General features: G+C 72.5%; 23 protein-coding genes. 14 read left to right on the plus strand and 9 right to left on the minus strand.

What is annotated here, in order from left to right:
* Positions 1 to 90: 90 nt before the first annotated feature.
* Positions 91 to 921 (minus strand): DUF1707 domain-containing protein, encoded by an 831-nt coding sequence (locus tag ACFXOZ_RS11970; RefSeq protein ID WP_375884646.1) that lies wholly within the window; start codon positions 919 to 921, stop codon positions 91 to 93.
* Between the two features lie 146 nt (positions 922 to 1,067).
* Between ACFXOZ_RS11970 and ACFXOZ_RS11975 the strand changes: the two genes are divergently transcribed.
* The 3 genes from ACFXOZ_RS11975 to ACFXOZ_RS11985 all read left to right on the plus strand — a co-directional run bounded on the left by ACFXOZ_RS11975 (position 1,068) and on the right by ACFXOZ_RS11985 (position 3,416).
* Positions 1,068 to 2,735: a fumarate hydratase gene (locus ACFXOZ_RS11975; protein ID WP_380589666.1), complete on the plus strand. Its 1,668-nt coding sequence runs from the start codon at positions 1,068 to 1,070 to the stop codon at positions 2,733 to 2,735.
* Positions 2,736 to 2,886: 151 nt separating this feature from the next.
* Complete coding sequence (locus ACFXOZ_RS11980; protein WP_380527840.1) at positions 2,887 to 3,159, plus strand: type II toxin-antitoxin system Phd/YefM family antitoxin; 273 nt, start codon at positions 2,887 to 2,889, stop codon at positions 3,157 to 3,159.
* Positions 3,156 to 3,416 carry a Txe/YoeB family addiction module toxin gene (locus ACFXOZ_RS11985; protein ID WP_380401831.1) on the plus strand — a complete coding sequence of 87 codons (261 nt, stop codon included), beginning with the start codon at positions 3,156 to 3,158 and terminating at the stop codon, positions 3,414 to 3,416. Before ACFXOZ_RS11980 ends, ACFXOZ_RS11985 begins: the two co-directional genes overlap by 4 nt.
* A 32-nt stretch (positions 3,417 to 3,448) precedes the next feature.
* Here ACFXOZ_RS11985 and ACFXOZ_RS11990 read toward each other — a convergent pair whose 3' ends face one another.
* A complete protein-coding gene (locus ACFXOZ_RS11990; RefSeq protein ID WP_375884641.1) occupies positions 3,449 to 4,207 on the minus strand; it encodes a GntR family transcriptional regulator in 759 nt (252 codons plus the stop codon).
* A 134-nt stretch (positions 4,208 to 4,341) separates the two neighbouring features.
* On the opposite strand from ACFXOZ_RS11990, the gene ACFXOZ_RS11995 reads away from it, so the two are divergent.
* Positions 4,342 to 4,560 carry a hypothetical protein gene (locus ACFXOZ_RS11995; RefSeq protein WP_375884638.1) on the plus strand — a complete coding sequence of 73 codons (219 nt, stop codon included), beginning with the start codon at positions 4,342 to 4,344 and terminating at the stop codon, positions 4,558 to 4,560.
* Positions 4,561 to 4,800: 240 nt separating this feature from the next.
* On the opposite strand, the gene ACFXOZ_RS12000 is transcribed toward ACFXOZ_RS11995, so the two are convergent.
* Complete coding sequence (locus tag ACFXOZ_RS12000; protein ID WP_375884636.1) at positions 4,801 to 5,085, minus strand: hypothetical protein; 285 nt, start codon at positions 5,083 to 5,085, stop codon at positions 4,801 to 4,803.
* Positions 5,086 to 5,299: 214 nt separating this feature from the next.
* On the opposite strand from ACFXOZ_RS12000, the gene ACFXOZ_RS12005 reads away from it, so the two are divergent.
* The 3 genes from ACFXOZ_RS12005 (at position 5,300) to ACFXOZ_RS12015 (ending at position 11,466) form a co-directional block, all read left to right on the plus strand.
* On the plus strand, positions 5,300 to 8,263 hold the full coding sequence (locus ACFXOZ_RS12005) for a BTAD domain-containing putative transcriptional regulator (RefSeq protein ID WP_375884634.1): 2,964 nt from the start codon (positions 5,300 to 5,302) through the stop codon (positions 8,261 to 8,263).
* A 558-nt stretch (positions 8,264 to 8,821) separates the two neighbouring features.
* On the plus strand, positions 8,822 to 9,520 hold the full coding sequence (locus ACFXOZ_RS12010) for a class I SAM-dependent methyltransferase (protein WP_380589743.1): 699 nt from the start codon (positions 8,822 to 8,824) through the stop codon (positions 9,518 to 9,520).
* Between the two features lie 68 nt (positions 9,521 to 9,588).
* On the plus strand, positions 9,589 to 11,466 hold the full coding sequence (locus ACFXOZ_RS12015) for a SpoIIE family protein phosphatase (protein WP_375884632.1): 1,878 nt from the start codon (positions 9,589 to 9,591) through the stop codon (positions 11,464 to 11,466).
* A gap of 65 nt (positions 11,467 to 11,531) precedes the next feature.
* On the opposite strand, the gene ACFXOZ_RS12020 is transcribed toward ACFXOZ_RS12015, so the two are convergent.
* The gene (locus ACFXOZ_RS12020) at positions 11,532 to 13,721 is read right to left on the minus strand and encodes an MMPL family transporter (protein WP_380589670.1); all 2,190 of its coding nucleotides are present in this window, start codon (positions 13,719 to 13,721) and stop codon (positions 11,532 to 11,534) included.
* Positions 13,722 to 13,888: 167 nt separating this feature from the next.
* Between ACFXOZ_RS12020 and ACFXOZ_RS12025 the strand changes: the two genes are divergently transcribed.
* Positions 13,889 to 14,512: a TetR/AcrR family transcriptional regulator gene (locus ACFXOZ_RS12025; protein WP_375884626.1), complete on the plus strand. Its 624-nt coding sequence runs from the start codon at positions 13,889 to 13,891 to the stop codon at positions 14,510 to 14,512.
* A 33-nt stretch (positions 14,513 to 14,545) separates the two neighbouring features.
* On the opposite strand, the gene ACFXOZ_RS12030 is transcribed toward ACFXOZ_RS12025, so the two are convergent.
* On the minus strand, positions 14,546 to 15,502 hold the full coding sequence (locus ACFXOZ_RS12030) for a LysR substrate-binding domain-containing protein (protein WP_375884623.1): 957 nt from the start codon (positions 15,500 to 15,502) through the stop codon (positions 14,546 to 14,548).
* 192 nt (positions 15,503 to 15,694) lie between these two features.
* On the opposite strand from ACFXOZ_RS12030, the gene ACFXOZ_RS12035 reads away from it, so the two are divergent.
* From ACFXOZ_RS12035 to ACFXOZ_RS12055, 5 genes are all read left to right on the plus strand, one after another.
* Complete coding sequence (locus tag ACFXOZ_RS12035) at positions 15,695 to 16,246, plus strand: peroxiredoxin (RefSeq protein ID WP_375884621.1); 552 nt, start codon at positions 15,695 to 15,697, stop codon at positions 16,244 to 16,246.
* Positions 16,247 to 16,249: 3 nt separating this feature from the next.
* Positions 16,250 to 16,792: an alkyl hydroperoxide reductase gene (locus ACFXOZ_RS12040; protein ID WP_375884619.1), complete on the plus strand. Its 543-nt coding sequence runs from the start codon at positions 16,250 to 16,252 to the stop codon at positions 16,790 to 16,792.
* A 128-nt stretch (positions 16,793 to 16,920) separates the two neighbouring features.
* Positions 16,921 to 17,301, plus strand: coding sequence for a WXG100 family type VII secretion target (locus ACFXOZ_RS12045; RefSeq protein WP_375884617.1), 381 nt, complete (start codon positions 16,921 to 16,923; stop codon positions 17,299 to 17,301).
* 10 nt (positions 17,302 to 17,311) lie between these two features.
* Positions 17,312 to 18,919, plus strand: a complete 1,608-nt coding sequence (locus ACFXOZ_RS12050; protein WP_375884615.1) for an alpha/beta hydrolase — start codon at positions 17,312 to 17,314, stop codon at positions 18,917 to 18,919.
* On the plus strand, positions 18,912 to 19,271 hold the full coding sequence (locus ACFXOZ_RS12055) for a hypothetical protein (protein WP_380589675.1): 360 nt from the start codon (positions 18,912 to 18,914) through the stop codon (positions 19,269 to 19,271). The genes ACFXOZ_RS12050 and ACFXOZ_RS12055 overlap by 8 nt, the downstream gene beginning before the upstream one ends.
* On the opposite strand, the gene ACFXOZ_RS12060 is transcribed toward ACFXOZ_RS12055, so the two are convergent.
* The 4 genes from ACFXOZ_RS12060 to ACFXOZ_RS12075 all read right to left on the minus strand — a co-directional run bounded on the left by ACFXOZ_RS12060 (position 19,253) and on the right by ACFXOZ_RS12075 (position 24,825).
* Positions 19,253 to 20,755 (minus strand): AI-2E family transporter, encoded by a 1,503-nt coding sequence (locus ACFXOZ_RS12060; RefSeq protein ID WP_380527823.1) that lies wholly within the window; start codon positions 20,753 to 20,755, stop codon positions 19,253 to 19,255. The two genes, ACFXOZ_RS12055 and ACFXOZ_RS12060, sit on opposite strands and share 19 nt — an antisense overlap.
* A 521-nt stretch (positions 20,756 to 21,276) precedes the next feature.
* Positions 21,277 to 22,017 (minus strand): transglycosylase SLT domain-containing protein, encoded by a 741-nt coding sequence (locus ACFXOZ_RS12065; RefSeq protein WP_380529380.1) that lies wholly within the window; start codon positions 22,015 to 22,017, stop codon positions 21,277 to 21,279.
* Positions 22,018 to 22,467: 450 nt separating this feature from the next.
* A complete protein-coding gene (locus tag ACFXOZ_RS12070) occupies positions 22,468 to 23,802 on the minus strand; it encodes a PhoH family protein (protein ID WP_375884607.1) in 1,335 nt (444 codons plus the stop codon).
* Positions 23,803 to 24,030: 228 nt separating this feature from the next.
* Positions 24,031 to 24,825 carry an isoprenyl transferase gene (locus tag ACFXOZ_RS12075; RefSeq protein WP_375884604.1) on the minus strand — a complete coding sequence of 265 codons (795 nt, stop codon included), beginning with the start codon at positions 24,823 to 24,825 and terminating at the stop codon, positions 24,031 to 24,033.
* A 375-nt stretch (positions 24,826 to 25,200) separates the two neighbouring features.
* Between ACFXOZ_RS12075 and ACFXOZ_RS12080 the strand changes: the two genes are divergently transcribed.
* Positions 25,201 to 26,814: a chitinase gene (locus tag ACFXOZ_RS12080; protein WP_380589678.1), complete on the plus strand. Its 1,614-nt coding sequence runs from the start codon at positions 25,201 to 25,203 to the stop codon at positions 26,812 to 26,814.
* Positions 26,815 to 26,828: the final 14 nt, after the last annotated feature.

A 26,828-nucleotide genomic window follows, 5' to 3' on the forward strand; every position in this document is an offset into this window, starting at 1 on the left:
ACGCAATCGACTACGGAGTGCACCGGGCACAACGCCGAGTGCCCGACCGGGAGTTGATCCCCGACCGGGCACTCGGCAGGTCGATTCGGGCTATTCCGTCCCGAGTTGCTTGCGCACCCACTCCTTGATCTTCTTGCCCCGGCGCGGCTTGGCCTCGCAACCGCCGAACAGGGCAAGGCCCTTGACCCGCACGACCGGAGCGTACGGGTCCGCCGCGGTCTGCTCCCGGACGTCGAAACCGCCGAAGATGCCCACCCCGGAACCGAGCAGGGTCACGTTCTCCGGCACCCGGATGTCGACCCCGCCGAAGACCGCCGTCACCGTGATCTCCACCTCGGGGGACTCGAAGACGGCGTCGGTGAGGTCGATCTCCACCCCGCCGAACGCGGTGAAGGCCGTCAGGTGCGAGCCCACCCGCCAGCGGCCCTTGCGGGAGGCACCGCCGAAGATCGCCACCACCGACGGCGCCTCGTGCCGCGCCGGCGGCAGCGGCCTGGCGGGCGCGGGGGCCGGTGCCTCGGCGCCCAGCGGCGGCTTGTCGAAGGACACCGAACGGTGCGCGGGCAGGTCCCTGGTCAGCGGGACCAGGTCGCCGAAGGTCTTGGCGGCGTACGCGGCCCCGATCCGCTCGGCGTGCTCCTCCGCGTCCAGCCGCCCCTCGGCGTAGGCGTCCCGCAGCAGTTCCGCGATCCGCTCGCGGTCGGCGTCCGAGACCCGCATGTCCGCGTCCGCCACCGGGGCGTGCGACGTCCGCGGGGCGGCCGCCGGGGCGGGCACCGCTGCGGCCACCGGGGCGGGCACCGCGGCGGGCCGCGACTCGGGTTCGGGCTTGGTCAGGGGAACGGGCGCCGACACCGGCGGCTGCCCCGGAACGTCCTGCGACGGCGAGTTCTCCGGCGTGTTGTCCGGCGTGTTGTTCACGGGCCAAGCCTAGTCGCTCGCACTCCTGGCCGAGTGAGCCCCGTCACGCAAGGCTGACCTGTCCGCATGCGTCCCGCAGCCGGGTCCTACCCTGGATGGTGCTTCGCCGACGCAGCCGGACCACTGGACCCCTAAGGACCGCCCCGATGGCTCCCACGCCAGACTTCGAGTACAGCGACCTGCTCCCCCTGGGCGCTGACCCGACCCCGTACCGCAAGCTCACCTCCGAGGGTGTCTCCACCTTCGAGGCCGGCGGCCGCACCTTCCTCCAGGTCGAGCCCGAGGCGCTGCGCCTGCTCACCGCCGAGGCGATGCACGACATCTCGCACTACCTGCGCCCCGCCCACCTCGCCCAGCTGCGCCGCATCCTGGACGACCCGGAGGCCAGCCCGAACGACCGCTTCGTCGCGCTCGACCTGCTCAAGAACGTCAACATCTCGGCCGGCGGCATCCTGCCGATGTGCCAGGACACCGGCACCGCCATCGTCATGGGCAAGCGCGGCCAGAACGTGCTCACCCCCGGCGCCGACGAGTCCGCCATCGCGCGCGGCGTGTACGACGCGTACACCAAGCTCAACCTGCGCTACTCCCAGATGGCCCCGGTGACCATGTGGGACGAGAAGAACACCGGCAACAACCTGCCGGCCCAGATCGAGCTGTACGCCACCGACGGCGACGCGTACAAGTTCCTCTTCATGGCCAAGGGCGGCGGCTCGGCCAACAAGTCGTACCTGTACCAGGAGACCAAGGCCATCCTGAACGAGGCCAGCATGCTCTCGTTCCTGGAGCAGAAGATCCGCTCCCTCGGCACCGCCGCCTGCCCGCCGTACCACCTGGCCATCGTGATCGGCGGCACCAGCGCCGAGTTCGCGCTCAAGACCGCCAAGTACGCCTCGGCGCACTACCTGGACAACCTGCCGACCGAGGGCAACGCCAGGACCGGGCACGGCTTCCGCGACCTGGAGCTGGAGGCCAAGGTCACCGAGCTGACCCAGAAGATCGGCATCGGCGCCCAGTTCGGCGGCAAGTACTTCTGCCACGACGTCCGCGTGGTCCGCCTCCCCCGCCACGGCGCCTCGCTGCCCGTCGCGATGGCCGTCTCCTGCTCCGCCGACCGCCAGGCTCTCGGCAAGATCACCGCCGAGGGCGTCTTCCTGGAGCAGCTGGAGACCGACCCGGCGAAGTACCTGCCGGACACCACCGACGAGCACCTCGACGACGACGTGGTGCGCATCGACCTCGACCAGCCGATGCCCGCGATCCGCGCCGAGCTGTCGAAGTACCCGGTCAAGACCCGGCTCTCGCTCACCGGCACGCTCGTCGTCGCCCGCGACATCGCCCACGCCAAGATCAAGGAGCGCCTGGACGCCGGCGAGGGCATGCCCAAGTACCTCCAGGACCACCCGGTCTACTACGCCGGCCCGGCCAAGACCCCCGAGGGCTACGCCTCCGGCTCCTTCGGCCCCACCACGGCCGGCCGGATGGACTCCTACGTCGACCAGTTCCAGGCCGCCGGCGGCTCCATGGTCATGCTCGCCAAGGGCAACCGCAGCAAGCAGGTCACCGACGCCTGCGCCGCCCACGGCGGCTTCTACCTCGGCTCCATCGGCGGCCCGGCCGCCCGCCTCGCCCAGGACTGCATCAAGAAGGTCGAGGTGCTGGAGTACGCCGAGCTCGGCATGGAGGCCGTCTGGCGCATCGAGGTCGAGGACTTCCCGGCCTTCATCGTCGTCGACGACAAGGGCAACGACTTCTTCCGCGAGACCACCGAGGGCCCGCTGATCACCAACCTGCGGATCCGCTCCAAGGAGTAACCCCCGGCGGAACACCCCCGCACACCCCCGAACCGCCCCGGCCGCCCTCGCGCCCGGGGCGGTTCCGCATGGTCACAATGCTTTGGCCGGTGGTACGGAAACCTCGTACCATGGCAGTACCACGTTCCGGTACGAGCTCGGAGGCTTGACCATGGCGATCAGTGCGAGCGAGGCGCGCACCCAACTGTTCCCGCTGATCAAGAAGGTCAACGACGACCACGCCCCGATAAGAATCACCTCCAAGAGCGGGGACGCGGTCCTCATGTCCGCCGAGGACTACGACGCCTGGCAGGAGACGATCTACCTTCTGCGTTCCCCCGCCAACGCCCAGCGGCTCATGGCGGCAGTCGCCCGCGACAGGAGCGGCGCCTCCGACCTCACCAGGACGCCGGAGGAACTGGAAGCTCTGGCAGGTGAGGTGTGAGGAGTGTCCACTTCGACCCGGACGCCTGGGAGGACTTCCTCTTCTGGCTCGGTTCGAACCGGAAGATGGCTCAGCGGATCGCCCGTCTGGTCGGTGAGATCCAGCGCGACCCCTTCGCCGGAATCGGCAAACCCGAACCGTTGAAGGGCGATCTGGCGGGCTACTGGTCACGCCGGATCGACGACGAACACCGCCTGGTGTACCGCGCCGACGAGAAGGAAGTGAAGATCCTCAAGGCCCGCTACCACTACCAGTAGCAGAAGCCGTCCCGGCTCGCCTCCGGCGGGGCTCAGGCGTCGAAGTCGTACTCCAGGACGTAGGAGGCGGCGTCGAGGATCATCTCGTTGAGTTCGACGACCTGGCCCTCGTCGGCGAAGGCGGTGCGGCAGATCAGGATCACCGGGGTGCCGGCGGAGAGTTCGAGGCGGGTGGCCTCCTCGGCGGCGGGCATCCGGGAGCGGACCTCCTCGCGGAAGTGCACGGGCTTGGCGCCGATCTCGGCCAGCCGGGCGTAGGTGCCGCCGGGGCCGGTGTCCTCGCGGGTGATCGCGGTGCCGGCGACCAGGACGGCCGGCAGGTAGGAGGTGGAGAGCAGCACCGGCTTGCCGTCCAGGACGAAGCGGCGGTGCCGCACGCACATCGGGACGCCCGGCTCCACCCCGAGCACCCGGGCCACGTGCTCGGGCGCGCCCTGCTCGGTGACCGAGACCTGGTCGACCACCAGGCTGCGGTTGTCGATGTCCGCGGACCATATCGACCGGCCGGAGCCCCACTGCCCCTGCGCCAGCCGCTGGATGCCGCGCCGGCGCAGCGGCCGGAAGTCCCGGACGAACACCCCGGACCCCTTGCGGGCCTCCGCGATGCCCTCGCTCTGCAGCACGCCGAGCGCCTGACGGGCCGTCATCCGGGCCACGCCGTACTCGTCCATCAGGTCGTTCTCGCCGGGCAGCCGGTCCCCCGCGCCGTAGCGGCCGCCGTCGATGGCAGCCTTGAGGGAGTCGGCGATCCGCTGGTACTTGGGCTGTTTGTCGCCACTGCTGCCGGTCATCGCGCTCCCTCTCCCTCGGACAATCCTAGGCGCGCCCGCGGCCGCCGGTAAGGAGATACGACCGTTGACATCTCTAGAGATATTAGCTTCTCTAGAGATGCTGGCCAGTCGCGACAGAGCGAAGGAGCGGTGAGGTGAGCACCCGACAGCGCAACGCCAAGGCCTACCGGCCACAGGTGGGTGACCTCGTCCTCGACCGGAGGACCGGACGCACCGGTATCTACATGGGAACCATCGGCGGCGAGCACTACCTGCGCCCCGAGCACGGCGGCCGCGAATGGACGGCCGAACCGAACCACGTCTCACCCGCCCCCGAGCCCCGCGATTCGGCTGAATGCGATCAGCCCCGGTAATTGCGGCAAAATCCACGCAAACCACGGCATTCGGACCCGGGTAATCCCCCCGGTGAATCCGGAATTCCGGAACGCCCGGGGCCCGCCGCCGGGCACGTTACGGATAACGGCGGTCACCATGCGTGCATCGAGGGCGGGAATCGGCCACCCGATGGGCCCGCACACGAATTGGCACGCACAGAACCAGAAGTGCCCCCGCGCCCGGACGGGGACGCGGGGGCACCGCCGGGCGGGGGCTGCTTACGGGTGCCCGCCGATGATGCTCTCCGGCTTGCGCGGGGTGTCCGGCCCGCCGGTGGTCGACGGCGCGGGCTCGCCCACGTACTGCCCCTCGTCGCCGAACGAGCCGTTCTCGAACGCGGCCTTGTCCGCGTCGGTCGGTGCGGTGTACCCGGTGGGGTTCGAGGACGCGGCGACCGCACCCTCGACAGCCTTGCCGGCCTCCACAGCGGCGGCCGGGGCGCCGGTCTGCGCCGCGTTCTCGGGCGTCACCGGCACCGTGGTCTCGCTCTGGTCGTTGGCCATTGGGCGGCCGCCTTTCGGTCATCAAATGTGTTCAGCCCGACCTCCGTGGCGCGGGCGCGCGGACAGTATCGTAGGGTTGATTAAATGTCCGATAAACACTGTGCGGCTTGCCGTGCCGCCCGGCAGAGTCGGGCGTCCGCCTAAGCTGAGCCACCACGGCGGACCGCCGAGCGCCCTTTCACAGAATCGACACGACAGGCCATCGGGGGACTTCATGGAGTTTCGGGAGACGCCGCAGGCACCTGCGCTGCGCTTCCAAGTCCTCGGTCCGGTCCAGGCCTGGCTCGACGGGAAACCCCTCTCTCTCGGATCCCCTCAACAACAAGCCGTTCTGACCACCCTCCTGCTGCACTCCGGACGCCCGGTCACCACCCAGGACCTGGTCGACGCGCTCTGGGGTGACCGCCCCCCGACCCAGGCCGTGGCAGCGCTGCGCACCTACGTCTCCCGGCTTCGCTCCGTCATCGAGCCCCGCCGGGAGGTGCGCCGCCCCGCCGAGTTGCTCGTCTCCGTCGCCGACGGCTACGCCCTGCGGATCCCGGGCGAGTCCCTCGACCTGTCGGTCTTCGAGAGGCTCTCCGCCGAGGCCGCGACCGCCCGTTCCTCGGGCGACAAGGCCGAGGCGCACCGGCTGCTGGCCCAGGCCCTGGACCTGTTCAGCGGCCGCCCGCTCACCGGTGTCCCGGGCCCGTACGCGGACGCCCAGCGACTGCGGCTGTCCGAACGTCAGGTCGCCGCCTCCGAGGACCTGTGCGCCGCCGCCCTCGACATCGGCCTGCACGCCGAGGTCGTCGGCGAGCTCAACAACCTGACCGCCGAGCATCCGCTCCGCGAGCGCCTGCGCGAGCTGCTGATGCTGGCGCTCTACCGCTGCGGACGGCAGGCGGAGGCGCTCGGTGTCTACACCGACACCCGCAAACTGCTGATCGAGGAGCTCGGGGTCGAACCGGGTGTCGGCCTCTCCTCGATGCACAACCGCATCCTCGCGGCCGACCCCACGCTCGCCGTCCCCGCCGCCCCGGTCGCCGTGGTTCGCAAGGAAGGCCCGACAACTCCCCCGGCCCCGGCCCAACTCCCGGCGGACGTCTCGGATTTCAGCGGACGCTCAGAGCTGGTGGGGGACCTCTCGGCAGTCCTGATGAACGCCACCGGGCAGGCCGTGGTGGTGACTTCACTGGCCGGCATCGGTGGGGTCGGGAAGACCACTCTCGCGGTGCACGTCGCCCACCGCGTGCGCGCCGAGTTCCCGGACGGACAGCTGTACGTCGACCTCCGCGGCGCAGGCGCCTCACCGGCCGATCCGGCCGTCGTCCTGGGCGACTTCCTCCACGCCCTCGGTGTCACCGAGAACCCCGACGCGCTCGAACAGCGGGCTGCCCTCTACCGGTCGCTGCTCGCCAACCGCCGCATGCTGATCCTGCTGGACAACGCCCGGGACGCCGAACAGATCCGGCCTCTCATCCCGGGGGTGTCCGGCTGCGCCGTACTCGCCACCAGCCGGTCCCGGCTGGCCGGCATCCACGGTGCCCAGCTGTTCGACGTCGAGGAGCTGACTCCTTCCGAGGCACTGACCCTCTTCTCGGCCATCGTCGGCGAGCAGCGGGTCGCCGCCGAGCCCGAGGCCGCCATGAAGGTGGTCACCGCCTGCGGGTTCCTCCCGCTGGCCGTCCGCATCGCCGCCGCCCGGCTGGCCAGTCGCCCCCGGTGGAGCGTCTCCGACCTGGCCACTCGGTTAGCCGACCAGCGGCGGCGGCTCGACGAACTCCAGCTCGGCAACCTCGCCGTGGAGACCACCATCGGGCTCGGCTACGGACAGCTGTCCGTGGACGAGGCCCGCGCCTTTCGACTCCTCGCCCTGATCGACTCGCCCGACATCCCGCTCGCCGCCGCCGCGGCGCTGCTCGGCGTGGACGAGTACACCGCCGAGGACCTCGCCGAGGCCCTCGTCGAGGCGAACATGCTGGAGTGCTTCGCCCCCGGCCGCTACCGCTACCACGACCTGCTCCGGCTCTACGCCCAGCGCAAGAACGAGCGGATCGGGGACACCGCGGAGCAGGAGCGGGCGGTGCACCGGCTCCTGGAGCTGCTGATCCCGACCCTGCGCAACGCCGCCCAGACCATCGAACCGGACGACCCGCTGTCCGACCTGCTGACCGACCCCGCCTCACCCGGGCTCGCCCTGCCCACCAGCGCTTCCGCCCAGGACTGGGTCCGGACCGAGGGCGCGCTGCTCCTCAACGCCATGGCCGCGGCGGCGAACGGGCCGGTCGCCTCGCAGCACGCGGCGCTCGACCTGCTGATCCTGCTGTACGGCCTCGGCCCGGACCCGACCCACGGCCCCCAGGTACGACCGATCCTGGAGAACGTCGGCCGCGCGGCGGAGCAGCGCGGCGACCGCGCCGCGCTCGCCCGGGTCCACTTCGCTCTCGGCACCCTGCAGTCCGCGACCAGCGACTTCCAGGACGCCGAGCACTCGCTGCGCCGCAGCCTCGACCACCAGGCACCGGACGACCCGACCGTCCTGCAGCTGGCCGCGGCCAACATGCTGGGCGTGATCCTGAGCGTGGGCAACCGCCCGGCCGAGGCCCTGCCGTTCCTGGAGCAGGCCCGCGCCGCCAACCGGACGGTCGGCACCTCCATCGGCGCGGCGCGCATCGTCAGCAACATCGCCCGGGTCCAGCACCGGCTGGGCATGACCGAGACCGCGGTCCAGTCCGCCGGTGAGGGCGTCGCCGCCGCACGGACCTCGGACAACGGCCCGCTGCTCGCCCAGACGCTGTACCAGCTCGGTGTGGTGCTCCCGGGCAGCGAGGCCGTCCCGCACCTACGGGAGGCCCACCAGCTCTACCAGTCCCAGCGCAACCCGCTCTGGGAGGGCTACACGCTGGCCCGACTGGCCTCCGCCCTGCTCGTCGCCGAGGAGCACGCCGAGGCCGCCGACGCGGCGGGTCAGTCGCTCGCCATCGGGCAGGACATGGGTTCCGCCTACTGCCAGGGCCTGGCCAACGCCGCGCTCGGCGAGGCCTTGCTCGCCCTCGCCCAGCCGGCCCGCGGGCTCGCCTGTCTGCAGGAGGCGCACGCGATCTTCACGCGGCTCGGTGTGCCGGAGGCCTCCCCCGTGGCGGACCTCATCTCCCGACAGCACACCGAGCCCTTCTCTTCTCCCCCCGCGCCGTGAGGCCTCCGCTCCCCCGCGGAGCACCTCCCCCGATCCGCGCGTCGGCGCTCCCGCAGCCCCCCGGCTGCGGGAGCGCCCTCAACGCTTCCCCGGCGCTGGTCCCTACTGTGCACCTCGCCGATTGACGTTCGATAAACGTCCGATTGTCAGCCTGCGGATCGGTGAAACCGCAGGTCAGCGGCGTCCGCCCCGGCGCGCTGTGCGGCGTGCGGGGCCGGTCGCACCACCCGGCCCGCACCCCCGTGCTTCCGCGGACCCGTCCCACATCGGCCCAAGCATGACGAGTTGGCCGGAAAGGGACCCCATGGCGCAGTGATCACGCATATTCTCAGATGCCAGTACGCACACGAGTGTCTGCCGGCAACGTGTCGGGGTGCAGGCCGTCTGTGTGATGCGGGGAGCGTGACGTACCGCCACCGGCAGCGGCCCAGGAGGCTGCGGAGGAGCCGACCGGAGGCCACGGGTGGAAGGGTGCCTCTCAACGTGACGACCGGACAGATATCCGACGCGTTCCCGGTCGGCGAGGACGCCGGCGACGACGGGCCGGACGGCCCCGACGTGCGGCGACGCCGGGCGGCCCGGGCCCTGCAGGCGGTCGCCTTCGACACCATCGGTGCCGGGTACGGCGAGGCCTTCCCCGCCAAGGACGGCCAGCTGGAGTGCGGGCGGCGGCTGCTCGCGGAGCTGGAACCCGGCGCCCGGGTGCTGGACGTGGGCTGCGGCACCGGCGAGCCGACCGTGGGCCAGCTGACCGCCGGCGGGCTGCGGGTGACCGGGATAGACCTCTCGGACGTGATGCTGACGCTGGCCCGCCGGGCTCGGATCGAGGGAGCGCACCCGGCCGAGTTCCACCGCATCGACCTGTACGATCTGGCCACCGAGCGCGCCGACCGGGTGTGGGGCGTGCCCGCGCTGGGGGCGGCGGGCCGCGGCACCTTCGCCGCCGTCACCGCGTTCTTCTCACTGATCCTGCTGCCGCAGGACGAGATCCCGACCGTGCTCGGCCGGCTGCGCGAACTCCTGCGGCCGGGCGGACTGCTGGTGCTCGGTATGGTCGAGGCGGACCTGGATCACGTTCCGCTTCCGTTCCTTGGCAGAGAGCTGCGGATCAGTGGGTATCTGAGGGAGGATCTGGAGCGGGTTCTGGTCGCGGCCGGTTTCGCCGTCGAGGAGTGCTCGGGGCATCCGTACGCGCCGGCCAGTACCACGCTGCCGCCGGAGGAACAGCTGTTCCTGTGCTGTCGACGCGTCGGCTGACCGACCAGAGGACCAGAACAGCTCACCGTCCAGACCTCCCGACCACACCGAATCCAGGACAGGCAGCCGTGCGCGACCAGCTCAAGACCGAGGCGGAGCAGCCGCCCGCCGTCCCGGGTCAGCGCGTCCGGATCCCGGCCCGGCCGGACGAACCGGTCAGGGCCGTGGCCCCGGCGAAGCCTCCGACGGCGCGGCCGGACCGCACCGGGGCGGCAGACGGGCTGGCGGACCGCCTCGCCTACCTCGACGCGGCGACCCGGCGGATCAACAGCGCCCTCGACCTGGCCGCGACCCTGCGCAACATCGGCCGGGTGCTGGTCCCGACCCTCGCCGACGCCGCCGTCGTCCACCTGCGCGACCCGCTGCCCAACGTGGAGCGCGAGCCCGGCTTCCCCGAGGAGCTGCGGATCCACCACAGCACCGGCACCCGGATCGGCCGCCGCGGCCGCAAGAGCGGCGCGGACGACCGGCACCGCTCGCGCTTCGGCTCCCGCTCGACCGCGGACACCGGCCCGGCCACCCCGGTCACCCGGGGCGGCGCGCTGGCGCACATCCTGCTGAGCCGCCGCCCCGCCGAGTCGGCCGTCCTGGGCACGCCCGCCGCCGAGCGCACCGAGGCGCTGCTGCGCGAGGTGTACGGCCCCCGCGGGCTGGCCCGGCTGGCGGCCGGCACCTCGGTGGTGGCCCTTCCGCTGCGCGGCCGCAAGGCCGTCCTCGGTCTGCTGGTGCTGATCCGCCGGCCCCCTGAACGCACCGGCCGGCCGGCCTTCGACGCGGCGGACACCGCGACCGCCGCGCACCTGGCGACCCAGGCGGGGCTGGCGGTGGACACCGCGCTGCGGTACGCCCGCGAGTGGGAGATAGCCAACGAACTCCAGCGCAGCATGCTGCCGTTGCGGCTGCCGCAGTCTCACGGCGTCCGGCTCGCCCAGCGCTACCTGCCCGGCGAGCGCGGCGCCCAGGTCGGCGGCGACTGGTACGACGCGGTGCCGCTGCCCGGCAACCGGGTCGCCCTGATCGTCGGCGACGTGATGGGCCACTCGCTCACCTCGGCCGCCATCATGGGCCAACTCCGCACCAGCGCCCAGACCTTGGCCGCCCTCGACCTGCCGCCGCACGAGGTGCTCTACCACCTGGACGAACAGGCCCAGCGGCTCGGCCGCGAACAGCACCTGGCCACCTGCGTGTACGCGGTGTACGACCCGATCGCCAACCGGGTCGTGCTGGCCAACGCCGGGCACGTCCCGCCGGTACTGGTCCGCCCGGACGGCACGGCCGAGTTGGTGGAGCTGGACTCCGGGGCGCCGATCGGGGTCGGCGGGGTGGACTTCAACTCGGTCGAGCTGCCCGCGCCGCCCGGATCGGCGCTGCTGCTGTTCACCGACGGCCTGGTGGAGACCCGCACCCGCCCGCTCAGCGACGGCCTGGAGGTGCTCCGCGCGCGGATCGCGGCCGCCCGCTGGCAGTCCCCCGAGCAGCTGTGCCAGGAGGCGCTGCGGATCCTGCCGCCCGGGGACCGCGGCGACGACATCGCCCTGCTGGGCGCCTGCTTCGACGGCATCCCGGCCGGGGACGTCGCCCACTGGTACCTGCAGCCGCGCAACGAGACGCCGGGCCGGGCCCGCCGGCTGGCCGCGCACACGCTGCGCCGCTGGGGGCTGGACGAACTGAGCGAGGCGACCGAGCTGATGGTCAGCGAGCTGGTGACCAACGCCGTCCAGCACGCGACCCGCCCGGTCACCCTGAGCCTGGTGCGCACCACCCGGCTGCGCTGCGAGGTCGGCGACGACAGCCCGCTGCTGCCGCGGCCGCGCCGTACCGGTCCGGAGGACGAACGCGGGCGCGGGCTCCAGATAGTGGCCCGGTGCGCGGACCGCTGGGGCGCCACCCGGCTGGGCACCGGCAAGGTGGTCTGGTTCGAGCAGCGGCTGCCCGCCGCGACGTGACGATGACCGGCGGGACGTGACGGTGCCCGGCGGGACGTCGGATCCCGCCGGGCACCGCCGGGCCGTCAGACCCCCGCGGGCTCCTTCGCCGACCGGCGCTCCCGCTCCAGCCGGGCGATCAGCTGCTCGCCCTCCATGTCGACCTTCGGCACGACCTTCTCCAGTCGCTTCGGGAACCACCAGGCCGCCTTGCCGAACAGCGCCATCGCCGCCGGCACCAGGGCCATCCGCACCACGAAGGCGTCCACCAGCACGCCCACCGCGAGGGCGAAGCCGATCGGCTGGACGATCGGGTCGTGCCCGAACACGAAGGCCCCGAACACCGAGACCATGATCAGCGCGGCCGCCGTCACCACCCGGGCGCCGCCCTTCACGCCGCCGACGACCGCCTCGCGCGGCGCCTTGCCGTGGACGTACTGCTCCTTCATCCCGGAGACCAGGAACAGCTCGTAGTCCATCGCCAGCCCGAACAGCACGCCGATCAGCAGGATCGGCACGAAGCTGACCACCGGGCCGACCTTGGGCACGTCGACCAGGCCGTCCAGCCAGCCCCACTGGTAGACCGCTACCACCGCGCCGAGCGAGGCCAGGATGCTGAGCAGGAAGCCCAGCACCGCCTTGAGCGGCACCAGCACCGAGCGGAAGGCCAGCGCCAGCAGCACCAGGGCGATGCCGACGATCACCGCGACGAACGGCGGCAGGGCCTGGCCGAGCTTGGTGGAGACGTCGATGTTGGCGGCGGTGGTGCCGGTGACGGCGATGCTCGCGCCGGTCGCGGCCCGGATGCCGTCGCGCTGGTCGCGGATCTCGTTCACCAGTGCCCGGGTGTCCTGGTGGTCCGGGCCGGTCCTCGGGATCACCGGCACCAGGGCGGTGCCGCTGCCCGTATCGACCTTCGGGGGCAGCAGGGTCTGCACGCCCTTCAAGCCCTGGAGCCGGCCCGCCACCTCCTGGACGGCCTGCTCGGGGCGCGGTGCGCCGTGGGCGTCGACGACCACCACCAGCGGCGCGTTGAAGCCCGGGCCGAAGCCGTCGCCGACCAGGTCGTACGCCTTGCGGGCGTCCGTTCCGACGGCCTGTGAGCCGCCGCCCGGCAGGCCGAGGTCCAGGCTCGCGGCGGGCACCGCCATGGCGCCCAGTCCGGCCAGGCCGACCAGCAGCACGGGCAGCGGGCGGCGGACCACGAAGCGGGCCCAGCGCTCGCCGAGGGTGACCGTGCCGTGGGTGGTGAGCGCCCGCTTCCAGACCGGCAGCCGGTCGATCGCGCGGCCGGTGAAGCCGAGCACCGCGGGCAGCAGGGTGATCGCGACCAGGACGGCCACCACGACGGCGCCGGAGGCGGCCAGGCCCATCACCGTCAGGAACGGGACGCCGGCCACGGCCAGTCCGGCGAGCGCCACGACCACGGTCAGCCCGGCGAAGACGACGGCGCTGCCGGCGGTCGCGGTGGCCCGGGCCGCGGACTCCTCGGGCTCCAGGCCCTCGGCCAGGTGGCGGCGGTGGCGGAACAGGATGAAGAGGGCGTAGTCGATGCCGACCGCGAGGCCGACCATCAGGGCCAGCACCGGCGCGGTGGTGATGATCTCGAACGAGCCGGTCAGCGCCAGCAGCCCGGCCATCGCGACGGCGACGCCGACCAGCGCGGTCAGCAGCGGCAGCCCGGCCGCGACCAGGGTGCCGAGGGTGATCACCAGCACCAGCCCGGCCACCACCAGGCCGACCGCCTCGGAGCCGCCCTCGATCTGGGCGAACCTGTTGTACGCGTCGCCGCCGAAGGCCACCTCCAGCCCGGCCGCGCGGGCGGGCTCGGCGGCGGCCCGGACGGCGTCCCGCTGCTGGTCGGTGACCTCGGCGAGCTTGTGGTCGAAGGAGACCAGCGCGATCGCGACCCTGCCGTCCGGGGAGACCGCGCCGGTGGCGTACGGGTCGGGCACCGCGGCCACGCCGGGGACGTGGGCGATCCGGGTGACGGCCTCGCCGACCGCCCTGCCCGCCTCGGGCGAGGCCATGCCGCCGGGCGCCGGGGCGGCGAAGACCACCTGGGCGGAGCCGTGGCCCTGCTCGGGGAAGGTGTCCTTGATCCGATCCAGGGTGGCCTGGGCCTCGGTGCCGGGGACCTTGAACTCGTCGCTGGTGCTGCCCGCGAGGGCGCCCGCGGCCCCGCCCACGACGATCAGCAGCGCGACCCAGACGGCCAGCACGGCGCGCCTTCTCCGGAAGCAGTAACGGCCCAGTCGGTACAGGTACGTGGCCAAGGTCTGACCCCTCGCGGTGCGGTCGGCGGACGGACGGGCGCCCGGCGGGTGCCCGGGCGACCCCTCCCACGGTAGACCCAAGTTTGTCGGGTGACAAAGTTGACCGACCCAATCGACCGACACGGTTGCCCGACACAGTTGCCCGCCCATGGCGCTACCCTGGCTGGATGGCTCATGTCCCCGCCTCCGAACGCCGACCGCAGCTGGTCCGGGCCGCGATCGACCTGATGACCCGGGAAGGGGTCTCCGCCGGCAGCACCCGCGCGATCGCGGCGGAGCTGGGCGTGGCACAGGCGACGGTGCACTACACCTTCGGCACCAAGAAGGACCTCTACCGGGCCGTCGTCGAGGAGGTCGCCGCCCAGTTCATCGACCAGGTGCGCGCCGCCTCACCCGGTGACGGACCGTTCGGCGACCAGGTCCGCACCCTGGTCCACGCCCTCTGGGAGGCCGCCACCGGCGAGGACGGGCGCTGCGTCCTGCTCAGCGAGTTCGAGACGCTGGCGATGCGCGACCCGGACGTCCGGGAGATCATGCTCGGCCTCCAGCACGCCATGGAGTGCACCGCCACCGAGATGCTCGCCGCCCTCGCCGCCGCCCACGGGCTGACCCTGGCGCTGCCCGCCGACCGGATCGCCGCCCACTTCCTCACCGGCTTCGACGGCCTGACGGCCCGCCACCTGATCCGGAGCCTGCCCGGCGAGCCGCCCGCCCCGGAGACCCTGGAGGCGCTGGACCTGCTGGTGACGACCACGGTCGGCCTCTGCCTCGGCGCACCGGCGGTGCGCTGACGCCTCAGGGCGCACCGGCGGCGCACTGACGCCTCAGGGCGCGTCGACGATCCGGACCGGCAGCTCGGCCAGCACCTCGCGCAGCGCCGCGCCGAAGCGCTCGTACTCGGCGCTGCGGGCCGACCCCGGCCGGGTGGCCAGCCCGATCCGGCGGCCGGGCGCCGGGGCGGCGAACCGTACGGCGGCCAGCCGGTCGGTGCGACCGGCCTCGACGTCCAGCGCGGTGGCCGGCAGCAGCGTCACCCCGAGCCCCCCGGCGACGAGTTGGACCAGGGTGGACAGGCCCGCCGCGCGAGTGGTGGAGCCGGCCGGGTCGGCACCGACCTCGCGGCAGATGTCGAGGGCCTGGTCGCGCAGGCAGTGGCCCTCCTCCAGCAGCAGCACGTCCAGGTCGAGCAGCACGTCGCGCGGCACGTCGACCCGCCCGGCGAGCGGATGCCCGGGCGGGGTGACCAGGACGAAGTCCTCGTCGAACAGCGGGATCTCCCGGGTCGGCGAGGAGCCGCCGGCCGGGAGCGCGAGCAGCAGGACGTCCAGCCGCCCGGCGGCCAGGCCCTCCAGCAGCGAGGGGGTGCGCTCCTCGTGGACGTGCAGTTCCAGCTCCGGGAAGCGGTCGCGGACCAGCCGCAGCACGGTGGGCAGCAGGTACGGGGCGACGGTCGGGATCACCCCGAGGTGCAGCGGTCCGGTGAACGGACGGCGGGCGGCGTCGACCTCCTCGGTGAGGGCCTGCAAGGAGGCGAGCACCCGGCGCGCATGCCCGTGCACACGCTCCCCCAGGGGAGTGACGATCACCTTGCGCGTCGTACGCTCGACCAGCTGCGCGCCCAGCGACTCCTCCAGCGCCGCGACCGCCCCGGACAGGGCCGGCTGACTCGTCCCGGTGGCGGCGGCGGCCTCCCGGAAGTGCCGGTGCTCCGCCACCGCGACGAAGGCCTTGAGCTGGGCGACCGTCGGCGTGCGCGGGCTGCGGACTGTGGCGCTCCCCACAGCCGCCTCGGGTTTGGCGGCGGCGACCCTGCGGCGGGCGGGCCGGGAGGGGGGTGGTTCAGTACTGATAACAATCTCCGATCAGACACATCAAGTGTAGCTATTTCTCTGATCAGTCCACGATGTGGAATCGTGGGTCCTGTCCGGAATCCGGACAAAACTCCCCGCAGTCTCATCCCAGGAGAAGCGAACGTGCTCACGATCGGCGACAAGTTCCCCGAGTTCGACCTCAAGGCCTGTGTCGACCTGGATGCCGCGAGCGCCTTCGCCGACATCGACCACAAGACCTACGAGGGCAAGTGGAAGATCGTCTTCTTCTGGCCGATGGACTTCACCTTCGTCTGCCCGACCGAGATCGCCGCGTTCGGCAAGCTGAACGACGAGTTCGCCGACCGTGACGCCCAGATCCTCGGCGTCTCCGGCGACTCCGAGTTCGTGCACCACGCCTGGCGCAAGGACCACAAGGACCTGCGCGACCTGCCCTTCCCGATGCTGGCCGACATCAAGCACGAGCTGATGCGCGCCTGCGGCGTCGAGGGCGAGGACGGCACCGCCCAGCGCGCCGTGTTCATCGTCGACCCGAACAACGAGATCCAGTTCGTCATGGTCACCGCCGGCTCCGTCGGCCGTAACCCCAAGGAGGTCCTGCGGGTGCTGGACGCCCTGCAGACCGACGAGCTGTGCCCGTGCAACTGGACCAAGGGCGAGGACACCCTCGACGCCCAGGCCCTCCTGGCGGGCTGACCCATGGCCCTCGACGACCTGAAGGCCGCCCTTCCGGACTACGCCAAGGACCTCAAGCTCAACCTGGGCTCGGTCATCGGCAACTCCGACCTCCCCGCCCAGCAGCTCTGGGGCACCGTGCTGTCCTGCGCGATGGCCACCCGCAGCCCCGCCGTGCTGCGCGAGCTGGAGCCCGAGGCCAAGGCCAACCTCTCCCCGGAGGCGTACACCGCCGCCAAGGGCGCGGCCGCGATCATGGGGATGAACAACGTCTACTACCGGACGCTGCACCTGCTCTCCGACAAGGAGTACAGCACGATGCGGGCCGGTCTGCGGATGAACATCATCGGCACCCCGGGCGTCGAGAAGATCGACTTCGAACTCTGGTGCTTCGCCGTCTCGGCCATCAACGGCTGCGGCCAGTGCCTCGACTCGCACGAGGCCGTGCTGCGCAAGGCCGGCGTCGACCGTGAGGTCATCCAGGCCTCGATGAAGATCGCCGCCGTCCTCCAGGCCGTGGCGGGCGTCCTCGACTCCGAGGCCGCCCTCGCCGCCGTCAACGCCTGAACCACCCGCACCACCCGAGGGGCCCCTCCGCACGGAGGGGCCCCTCGGCGTTTCCGGCGCCCGGCGGGCCCAACTCGGCTACAGTGCAAGGCGATCCGTGTACGACATTCGGTCGAGGGGGAGCCGCGATGTCCGACCATCCGGAGAACGGCGGGGGCTTCCGCGCCAACCCGGACGAACTCCAGCAGACCGGTGGCACCGCCGTCGAAACGGCCGAGCAGATCCCCGGCGAGCTCAAGGCCCTGCTCGAGGCCTCGAACCAGTCCGCCTCCGGACTGGCCGGCCTCCGGTGCGGCACCGCACTCGGCACCTGCGCCAACGCCTGGAACACCCTGCTGACCGACCTGCACGCCACGATGGGCCGGCAGGGCCGAGGTCTGATCGACGCGGGCCTCGGCTACGGCAGCACCGACCAGCAGATCAGCACGGCCTTCGGCCCGGACACCCGTACCGTCCCGGTGGGCCCGACCGCACGGCAGAAGCACAACTTCGTCCTGCACTTCGGTTAGGGGCGACCGCATGGACCTCGCCACACTGCGCGACACCGACCTGAGTCACCTGTACGCGGCGGCCGATGCCTACGACAAGCTGTACGGCGCCTTCGGGCAGCACGTGGACAAGTGGCGCGACGGCGTCGACGGCCGCATCGCGGCCGCCGACTGGGCCGGTCCCTGCGCCGACGCGGCCCGACCGGCGCTGCGCCGCAGCACCGGCGAGCTGAAAGCCGCCCACAGCGAGATCGGGCAGATCGGCAGGAGCATCCGCGCCGGCGCCGACGCACTGGCCCTCGCCCAGTCCGCGCTCCGCACGGCACTGACCGACGCACAGACGGCCGGACTGTCCGTCGACGCCCGTGGCACGGTCTCCTGGCCGCCCGGCAGCTACGCCGACCAGCACGACCCCGACTACCGGAGGAGCTGCGAGCGCGTCGCCACAGCACTCGCCGCCCGCATCTCGACTGCCCTGACCGAGGCCGAAGCCGTCGATCAGGCCATCGCCACCCGGCTCCAGCACTACGTCGAGCGCGCCCAGGACGGCACGGGCCTCGACTCGGGCGCCGCCCTCAGCGACCGGCTCGACCCCACCCTCGCCCCGGACGGCCTGCTGCTCGGCAGCGTCCCCAAGGACGACGCACCGCCCACCGAGGTCAATGCCTGGTGGAATGCGCTGCCCCCCGACAAGCAGCAGTGGCTCGTCCACGAACACCCGGACCTGGTCGGCAACCGCGACGGCGTCCCCGCGGTCGCCAGGAACCAGGCCAACCGGATCCTGCTGCCGAGACTGATCGCCGAGTACGAGCGGGGTGGCCGGTCGTCCGATCCGAACGACGACCTGAGGCTGGCCGGGTACCGCAGGATCGCCGAGCGGCTGCGCCGGACCGACGGAACGGAACCGCCGGTCTTCCTGCTCGGCATCAGCGGGGAGGGGCAGGGGCGCGGCATCATCTCCTTCGGGAACCCTGACACCGCCCAGGACGTCACCTCCCTGGTCGGCGGTCTGGACACCACGCTGCAACGCATCGGCGGCGGCGACGCGGACCGGGCGAAGGCCGTGTACGACGCGGCCCAGCGCGCCGACCCGACCCGCAGCACCGCGTCCATCGCCTGGCTGGGGTACGACGCGCCGCTCAGCTTCCCGGAGGCCGGCGACCTGAGCCGCGCGCAGGGCGGCGTCGACGCCTACCGCAGGTTCCTCGAGGGGCAGCGCGTCACCCACCAGGGCGCTCCGGCCCACGTCACGGCCGAGGGCCACAGCTTCGGTTCGCTGCTGGTCGGCCTCGCCGCGCGGAAACCGGCCGGGATCGCGGCCGACGACGTCATCCTGGTCGGCAGCCCCGGCACCGACGCCTTCCACGCCTCCGAGTTCTCCGTCGGGGCCGACCACACCTACGTCGGCGCCGCCTCCTGGGACCACATCTCGCACCTGGGCTGGTTCACCAGGGATCCGGCGAGCGTCGACTTCGGCGCCCACCGCTTCGCCGTGGACGGCGGGTCCCCCGACTTCACCGCGCACTCGTCCTACTGGGACGACGGCCCCGGCGACGACCGCACCTCGGTCGACAACATCGGTCGGATCGTCAGCGGCCACGGCAGCCGGATCACCCCGGCGGCCGGACGTCATGACTGACCCCCGCCCCGGCGCCCCGCAGGAGCCGCGGTCCGGCGGGGGCTGCTGGACGGTCCTGGTCACCGTCCTCTGGGCAGTGGTCTGCCTCGTCGCGGTGGTCTGGACGGCGTTCGCCGCCGAGGACCCGCCCTGGCACGGGTACTACGGACTGCTGTGGGTGGTGGGGCTGCCCTGGAGCGGTCCGGTGCTCGGGGCCGTGCTGACCCGCAGGGCGCTGCGGCACGGTGCGCCGGGCCGGTGGCACTGGGCCGCGCGGGAGGCCGGGATCGCGACCGGCGCGGTGCTGGGGCTGGCGGTCGTGGCGGTCGGCACCGCCGTCCTGTCCGCCCTCGGTCAGTCGGCGGCCGGCTGAGTCGCCGCCGGCCGGGTGGCGGCCGTGCGTTCGGCGGCCTCGCGGGCGGCTTCGAGGGCGGTGAAGACGGCCTGGCCGGCCTCGTTGCGGCGGCGCAGGTGGCCGACCACGGTGTTGGTGACGGCGATCAGCGGGACGGCCACGACCGCGCCGCCGATGCCGCCGATGATGCCGCCGGCCGCGACGCCGAGGACCACGCCGAGCGGGTGGACCCGGACGGCGCGGCCGAGGATGAGCGGCTGGAGGATGTGGCTCTCCACCTGCATCACCGCGATCAGGACGACCAGCACCATCAGCGCCGTCCACGGCCCCTGGGTGACCAGGGCGATCAGGACGGCGACGGTGCCGGTGACGAGGGCGCCGACCAGCGGGACGAAGGCGCCCAGGAAGATGATCACGGCCAGCGGCATGGCCAGCGGCACGCCCAGCAGGTCGACGCCGATGCCGATGCAGAGCGCGTCGATGAAGGCCACGCAGACGGTGCCGCGCACGTACGCGGTGAGCGTGGTCCAGGCCTTGGGCCCGGCTCCGGCCATCGCGAAGCGGGACTGCCGGGGCAGGCCGCGCAGCGCCCAGTTCCAGATCCTGGAGCCGTCGTAGAGGAAGAAGAAGGTGGTGAAGAAGGTCATCAGCAGCGCGGTCAGGATCTCGACGGCGATCTGCGCGCCGGTGATCGAGGCCGAGGTGAGCTGGTCGGTGTTGGTGGTGATGGCCTTGGTGATCTGGTTGGCGAAGTCGGTGATCTGCTGCTGGGTCAGGTGCAGCGGGCCGGTGATCATCCAGTCCCGGAGCTGGTTGACGCCGGTCTTCACCTGGTTGGTGACGTCGGGCAGGTTGGTGGACACCTGCCAGACCACGAACCAGCCGACCAGCCCGATCCCGGCCAGACCGCTGAGGAAGACCCCGCCGGCCGCGAGCGAGCGCGGCACCCCGCGCCGGCGCAGCCAGGACACCGAGGGCTCCAGCAGCGCGGTGATCAGCAGCGAGGCCAGCACCGAGAAGGCGACCAGCCGCAGCATGTCGACGACGTAGAAGAGGACGTAGAGCGCGGCGCCGAGCAGCAGCAGCCGCCAGGTCGACTCGGCGGCGACCCGCAGTCCCCACGGCACCGCCTCGGCGGGGGTGGCGGGCCGGCCGGGGTGGTACTCGCGGCCGAGTCCGGTGTGCGCGGGGGGTGCGGTCGGCGCGGCGGGCGCGGCCGCCGCGGGCGTGGTCGCGGGAGCGGGGGCCTCGGCGGCAGCCTCCGCGACGGCCCCGGCCTCGGCCTCGGGCGCCACCCGGGCGGCGAGCGGCGCGGCCGTCGGCGCGGGGTCGGTGCGCGGCACCGGGACGGGGCCGGGCGCCTCGGCGAGGGCCGGTACGGGGAGTTCGTGCGGATCGGCCGCCATCGCGGCGCGCCGGCGCCGTTCGATCACGGCGGCCGCGCTCGCCACCACGGCCATGCCCTTGGCCACGGCCTTGAAGGCCTTTCCGCCCCGCGCCATCCTCGCTACCACCGCTTCCCTGCCGGACCCGCCGATCCCGGCGGTAACGCCGTGGGTCGCACCACGGCCGTCAGGGATGACGCTACCCGGCGGGGGCGGGGCGAGTCCGCCCGCCGTGGGGTTCGGCTTCGACCACTTCACTTCACAAACCAAGACAAAACGCCAGGTTTCAGGTGGTTTCGCCCAGGCGCGACGGGGGAGGACTTCGAACGGGACGCCGAGTCGTCCCATCAGGCCGACCGGTGCCGTGGAGCCGGTCGTCCGGATCGCTTCCATCGAGCCAACCGCCGGCGGACCGGCCGGTGCGGGGAGCTACCAGGACCCCTCCCCGCGCCCCGCGTCCGCACCAGGACCGCACCGCCCGTGGGCGCCTTGGTCAGCGCAGCCCGGGCGGCGCGGCCCGCCCTTCCCCGGCCGCCGCGCACGGCGTGCCCGGGAACGCCGCGGCCCCCGGCTGCTCGTCGAACAGGACGAGCGGCCGGGGGCCGCGGGGAGTGGCGCCGCCCGGGGCGGCGGTCCTCCTAGTACCAGCTGTGGGCCTGCCAGAACGACCAGGCACCGCAGGGGCTGCCGTAGCGGCTGTTCATGTAGCTGAGGCCCCACTTGATCTGGGTGGCCGGGTTGGTGCGCCAGTCGGCACCGGCCGAGGCCATCTTGGAGCCGGGCAGGGCCTGGACCAGACCGTAGGCGCCGGAGCTACTGTTGGTCGCGGTGTAGTCCCAGCCGCTCTCGCGCTTCACGATCTGGCTGAAGCACTGGAACTGGGCGTCGTTGCCGACGATCTGCCGGGCCGTGTCCTGGACGGAACCGGGGCTGACCGAGACGGGGGGCGCGCTGTTGTCCACCGCGGACATCGCCGACCGCGCCTTGGAGCGGTTGGCGGCGGCGTCGGCGGCGGCACGCTGGTCGGCGGCGGCCTTGGCGGCCTTGTCCGCGTCGGCCTTGGCCTGGGCGTCGGCCTTCGCCTGGGCGTCCGCGGCGGCCTTCTGGCGCGCGGCCTCCTCGGCGGCCTTCTGCTCGGCGGCAGCCTTGGCGGCGGCGTCGGCGGAGGCCTGCTGGGCGGTCGCCTGCTGGCCGATGTTGTCACTTGCGGCCTGTGCCTGGGAGCCAGAGGGGACTTCGGCGAGCAGGGTCGCGCCGGCGACGTCGACCGTCTGCGCAGCCTTGACCTCGCTGCCCGAGGCCATACCCACGACGGCACCGACAGCGGTGACCGCGGTGGCAGAGGCCACAGCAACTCCCCGGACCGAGATCCGAGTCACATGGATTCCTTCCAGCATCGCCCACGCGTGACCGTGCGGACGCAACATGCCCCTTGGCACGGACCTCCGCAGGTGCTCTGGTCACGGGAGGTACTGGCCCGGCGTCCGGTCGGAATGAGGCGACCGGGCGTTGGAATCGGGCGGCGTACGGCTCAACGGTCTTCAATTGTGTGTCCACCGACCGGAGTTGGCGGACCTTCCCGGGCCGAGCCTCCAACGAGCGGAAGCCCTGCCGCGCCGTACGCGGGGCCTGACAGAACCCACACCATGCCGCACCGGGCACTGTCGACGCAATTCCCGCCTGCGTGGCGCATGTCACATTCACCGTAGGGAAGTTCTTCGGACAGAAAGCACTCGATGTGATGAAAGGGACGGGGCCCGCTCCGTCAGGAGCGGGCCCCGCGCCACAAGTTGAACCTATTGTCCGACTATGTCCCGCTCAGGGGTGGTTCACGGGTTGATGTCCTCCAGCATCTCCGTGACCAGCGCCGCGATCGGCGACCGCTCCGAGCGGGTGAGCGTGATGTGCGCGAAGAGCGGATGCCCCTTCAACTTCTCCACCACCGCGACCACGCCGTCGTACCGGCCGACCCGGAGGTTGTCCCGCTGCGCCACGTCGTGGGTGAGCACCACCCGCGAACCCTGGCCGATCCGGGACAGCACCGTCAGCAGGACGTTCCGCTCCAGCGACTGGGCCTCGTCCACGATCACGAAGGCGTCGTGCAGCGAACGCCCCCGGATGTGGGTCAGCGGCAGCACCTCCAGCATCCCGCGGCCGATGACCTCCTCGATCACGTCGGGGGTGGTGACCGCCGAGAGGGTGTCGAAGACCGCCTGGGCCCAGGGGCCCATCTTCTCCGCCTCGCTGCCGGGCAGGTAGCCGAGCTCCTGGCCGCCGACCGCGTACAACGGCCGGAAGACCATCACCTTGCGGTGCTGCCTCCGCTCCAGCACCGCCTCCAGCCCGGCGCACAGCGCCAGCGCCGACTTGCCCGTCCCGGCCCGGCCGCCCATCGACACGATGCCGATGTCCGGATCGAGCAGCAGGTCCAGCGCCACCCGCTGTTCGGCGCTGCGCCCGCGCAGCCCGAACGCCTCGCGCTCGCCGCGCACCAGCCGGACCCGCCCGTCCCCGGTGACCCGGCCGAGTGCCCGGCCGCGCTCCGAGGTGAGCACCAGCCCGGTGTGCACCGGGAGCTCCTCGACCCCGTCGATGTCCACCGCGGCGTCGTGGCCGGCCGCGAACAGCGCGTCGACCTGCTCGGCCCCGACGTGCAGCTCGGACATGCCCGTCCAGCCGGAGGTGATCGCGAGCTCGGCCCGGTACTCCTCGGCGAGCAGGCCCACCGAGCTGGCCTTGATCCGCAGCGGGAGGTCCTTGGAGACGACGGTGACGTCGTAGCCCTCGGCCTGGAGGTTGCGGGCGACCGCCAGGATCCGGGTGTCCGCCTCGCCCCCGCCGGCCCGGTAGCCGGCCGGCAGTATCGAGACGTCCGAGTGGTTGAGCTCGACCCGGATCGTCCCGCCCAGTTCGCCCACCGGGATCGGCTCGTCGAGCCGGCCGTGGCGGATGCGGTAGTCGTCGAGCAGGCGCAGCGCCTGGCGGGCGAAGTAGCCCAGCTCGGGGTGGTGGCGCTTGGCCTCCAGCTCGGTGACGACCACCACCGGGAGGACGACCTCGTGCTCCTCGAAGCGGGTCATGGCGAGCGGGTCCGCCAGGAGCACGCTGGTGTCGAGAACGTACGTGCGCCGGTCTGGTGTCCGGCGGCTCTTCGAACTGACCACTAGGCCTCCAGAGCGGATGACCCTGCGTCATCCGCGGCAAGCCGGCCCCCGCTGCCCCGGTGGCCTCGGGACCGGACTGACTGGAGTATTCCCAGGCGGGGGGCGGTGCATTCGCGCCCCCGGCGAACTGACGGATCATTGCCGGTGAACGTTTGGCCTCGCGCGCGGCCCGGGTAGGCCAGGCCTACGGCGGTCATTTCGCCCGGAGGCGCGGCCGAGGGGCCCTGATCAGAGGCCGAGCCGCCGGTTCCGCTGCTCGAAGGCGCGCAGCGCGCGCAGGAAGTCGACCTTGCGGAAGGCCGGCCAGTACGCCTCGCAGAAGTAGAACTCGCTGTGGGCGCTCTGCCAGAGCAGGAATCCGGACAGCCGCTGCTCGCCCGAGGTGCGGATGATCAGGTCCGGGTCGGGCTGGTTGGCGGTGTAGAGGTGCTCGGAGATGTGCTCGACGGTCAGGATCTCGGCGAGTTCCTCGATCGGGGTGCCGCGCCCGGCGTGCTCCTGGAGCAGCGAGCGGACGGCGTCGGCGATCTCGTGCCGGCCGCCGTAGCCGACCGCGACGTTGACGGTGATGCCGTCGATCCCGGCGGTCTCCTCGGCGGCGCGCTTGAGCACGTCGGCGGTGTGCTGGGGGAGCAGGTCCAGCGCGCCGACCGGGTTGACCCGCCAGCGGCGGGCGGCGGCCAGGCCGGTGACGGCGTCCTCGATGATGCCGAGCAGCGGGACCAGCTCGTCGGCGGGACGGTCCAGGTTGTCGGTGGAGAGCATCCACAGGGTGACGACCTTGACGTGGGTCTCGTCGCACCAGCCGAGGAACTCGCTGATCTTGTCGGCGCCGCGCTGGTGGCCGTACGCGGTGGAGCCGCCGGCGGCCTTGGCCCAGCGGCGGTTGCCGTCCAGGATCACGCCGATGTGGTGCGGGGTGCGCGCGAGGTGGACCTCGACCCGTCGGCCGTAGAGCCCGTACATCCCGCCCAGCAGGGTGCGCAGCCCCGGCGTCCGTTCGGCGACATCGCGCAGACCCATGGTTTCCCGGCCCCTCCGTACTCGTTCAGGCAGGTGCGTCACCGCCCCGGCGCAGCCTACTCCCGCGCGCAGGCACGCGGTAAAGCCGCAGGTAGCGGTCTGGTCACGGTCCTGTACGAAGTCTGTCGCGACGGGTGTGTCAGGGCCTGCGGGGCGGTGCGCCCGGGGTGGACACGGAACGGTCTCCGATTCCTTAAGGGAGCCGTAAGCCGGTTGTCACGTCCTTGACGACCGGCAATGGTCTAGTCCAGCTTTTGACCCGAGGCGGAACGAAACAATCCCGCCCCCGGAGTCACCCGCGGACCTCCCCTCCCCCACACGCGGCCGCCGCGCCCCCCACCGCGGCGGCCGCTCCTCCCCCAGGAGCGTCACCCCATGGCCCGTACCCCGCAGCAGCCCGCGCACCGGCGCCGGCGCAGCCCCCTGCCGGCCCTCGCGGCCGGCGCCACCGCCCTCGCCCTGGCCGGCGGCGGCCTCGCCCTCTTCGCCGGCGGCGCCAGCGCGGCGGACGGCAACCTGGTCACCAACGGCGGCTTCGAGAGCGGACTGGCCGGCTGGTCCTGCACCGGCGGCGCGGCCGCGGTGTCCGCGCCGGTCCACTCCGGTACCGGTGCGCTGCAGGCCGCCCCGGGCGCGGGCGACACCGCGGAGTGCACCCAGACCATCAGCGTGCTGCCCAACACCAGCTACACCCTGAGCGCCTGGGTGCAGGGCCCGTACGTCTACCTCGGTGCGCGCGGCACCGGCGGGACGGACCCGTCCACGTGGTCGAACCAGACCAGCTGGAACCAGCTGACCAGCACCTTCACCACCGGGGCGAACGCCACCAGCGTCACCGTCTACCTGCACGGCTGGTACGGGCAGAGCGCCTACCTCGCCGACGACGTCGCGCTGGTCGGCCCGGGCGGCACCTCCACGCCGTCCCCGACGGCCACCCCGACGCCGACCCCGACGCCGACGGCCACCGCCACCCCGACCGCCACGGCGACCCCGACCGCGACGCCGACCCAGACCCCCACCACGACGCCCACCCCCACGGCCACGCCGACCCCGACCCCGACCCCGACCGGCACCACCCCGCCGGCCACCGGCCTGCCGGCCCACGCGGTCACCGGCTACTGGCAGAACTTCGACAACGGCTCGACCCCGCAGCGCCTGGGCGACGTGCAGAGCGCGTACGACATCATCGCGGTCTCCTTCGCCGACGCCGTGCCGACCCGGACCGGCGCGATCAGCTTCACCCTGGACCCGGCCCTGTCCAAGGCGCTCGGCGGCTACACCGACGCCCAGTTCCGCGCCGACATCAAGGCCAAGCAGGCGGCCGGCAAGAAGGTCGTCCTCTCCATCGGCGGCCAGAACGGCGCGATCACCGTCGGCGACGCCACCGCCGGGGCGAACTTCGCCGACAGCGCCTACGCGATCATCAAGGACTACGGCTTCGACGGCGTCGACGTCGACCTGGAGAACGGCGTCCAGGCCGGCCCGCTCGGCGCCGCGCTGCACTCCCTGCAGGCCAAGGTCGGCCCCGGCTTCGTGCTGACCATGGCCCCCGAGACCATCGGGATGTACAGCACCGCCGGCGCCTACTTCCAGCTGGCGCTGGCCACCAAGGACATCCTGACCGTCGTCAACACCCAGTTCTACAACTCGGGCGGCATGAACGGCTGCGACGGCAAGGTCTACAACCAGGGCACGATCGACTTCATCACCTCGCAGGTCTGCACCCACATCCAGGGCGGCCTGCGGCCCGACCAGGTCGGCATCGGCGTCCCGGCCTCCGGCAAGGCGGCCGGCGGCGGCTACGTCGACCCGTCGGTGGTGAACAACGCGCTCAACTGCCTGGCCACCGGCAACAACTGCGGCAGCTTCGTGCCGCCGGCCAAGTGGCCCACCATCCGGGGCGCGATGACCTGGTCCACCAACTGGGACGCCAACAACGGCAACGCCTTCTCCAACACGGTCGGCCCGTTCGTCCACAAGATGCCCTGAGGCACTCGGCCCGA

Origin of the sequence: Kitasatospora sp. NPDC059160 (genome assembly GCF_042755465.1) — a bacterium.
In the GTDB taxonomy this organism is placed as follows: domain Bacteria; phylum Actinomycetota; class Actinomycetes; order Streptomycetales; family Streptomycetaceae; genus Kitasatospora.

What these genes read in the sequence shown, in the direction of transcription:
- ACFXOZ_RS12050 (WP_375884615.1), top strand. Translation starts at nt 17,312, where the DNA reads ATGGACCTCGCCACACTGCGCGACACCGACCTGAGTCACCTGTACGCG.
- ACFXOZ_RS12000 (WP_375884636.1), bottom strand. Translation starts at nt 5,085, where the DNA reads ATGGCCAACGACCAGAGCGAGACCACGGTGCCGGTGACGCCCGAGAAC.
- ACFXOZ_RS12005 (WP_375884634.1), top strand. Translation starts at nt 5,300, where the DNA reads ATGGAGTTTCGGGAGACGCCGCAGGCACCTGCGCTGCGCTTCCAAGTC.
- ACFXOZ_RS12075 (WP_375884604.1), bottom strand. Translation starts at nt 24,825, where the DNA reads ATGGGTCTGCGCGATGTCGCCGAACGGACGCCGGGGCTGCGCACCCTG.
- ACFXOZ_RS12080 (WP_380589678.1), top strand. Translation starts at nt 25,201, where the DNA reads ATGGCCCGTACCCCGCAGCAGCCCGCGCACCGGCGCCGGCGCAGCCCC.
- ACFXOZ_RS12040 (WP_375884619.1), top strand. Translation starts at nt 16,250, where the DNA reads ATGGCCCTCGACGACCTGAAGGCCGCCCTTCCGGACTACGCCAAGGAC.
- ACFXOZ_RS12025 (WP_375884626.1), top strand. Translation starts at nt 13,889, where the DNA reads ATGGCTCATGTCCCCGCCTCCGAACGCCGACCGCAGCTGGTCCGGGCC.
- ACFXOZ_RS11990 (WP_375884641.1), bottom strand. Translation starts at nt 4,207, where the DNA reads ATGACCGGCAGCAGTGGCGACAAACAGCCCAAGTACCAGCGGATCGCC.
- ACFXOZ_RS12055 (WP_380589675.1), top strand. Translation starts at nt 18,912, where the DNA reads ATGACTGACCCCCGCCCCGGCGCCCCGCAGGAGCCGCGGTCCGGCGGG.
- ACFXOZ_RS11975 (WP_380589666.1), top strand. Translation starts at nt 1,068, where the DNA reads ATGGCTCCCACGCCAGACTTCGAGTACAGCGACCTGCTCCCCCTGGGC.
- ACFXOZ_RS12060 (WP_380527823.1), bottom strand. Translation starts at nt 20,755, where the DNA reads ATGGCGCGGGGCGGAAAGGCCTTCAAGGCCGTGGCCAAGGGCATGGCC.
- ACFXOZ_RS12045 (WP_375884617.1), top strand. Translation starts at nt 16,921, where the DNA reads ATGTCCGACCATCCGGAGAACGGCGGGGGCTTCCGCGCCAACCCGGAC.
- ACFXOZ_RS11980 (WP_380527840.1), top strand. Translation starts at nt 2,887, where the DNA reads ATGGCGATCAGTGCGAGCGAGGCGCGCACCCAACTGTTCCCGCTGATC.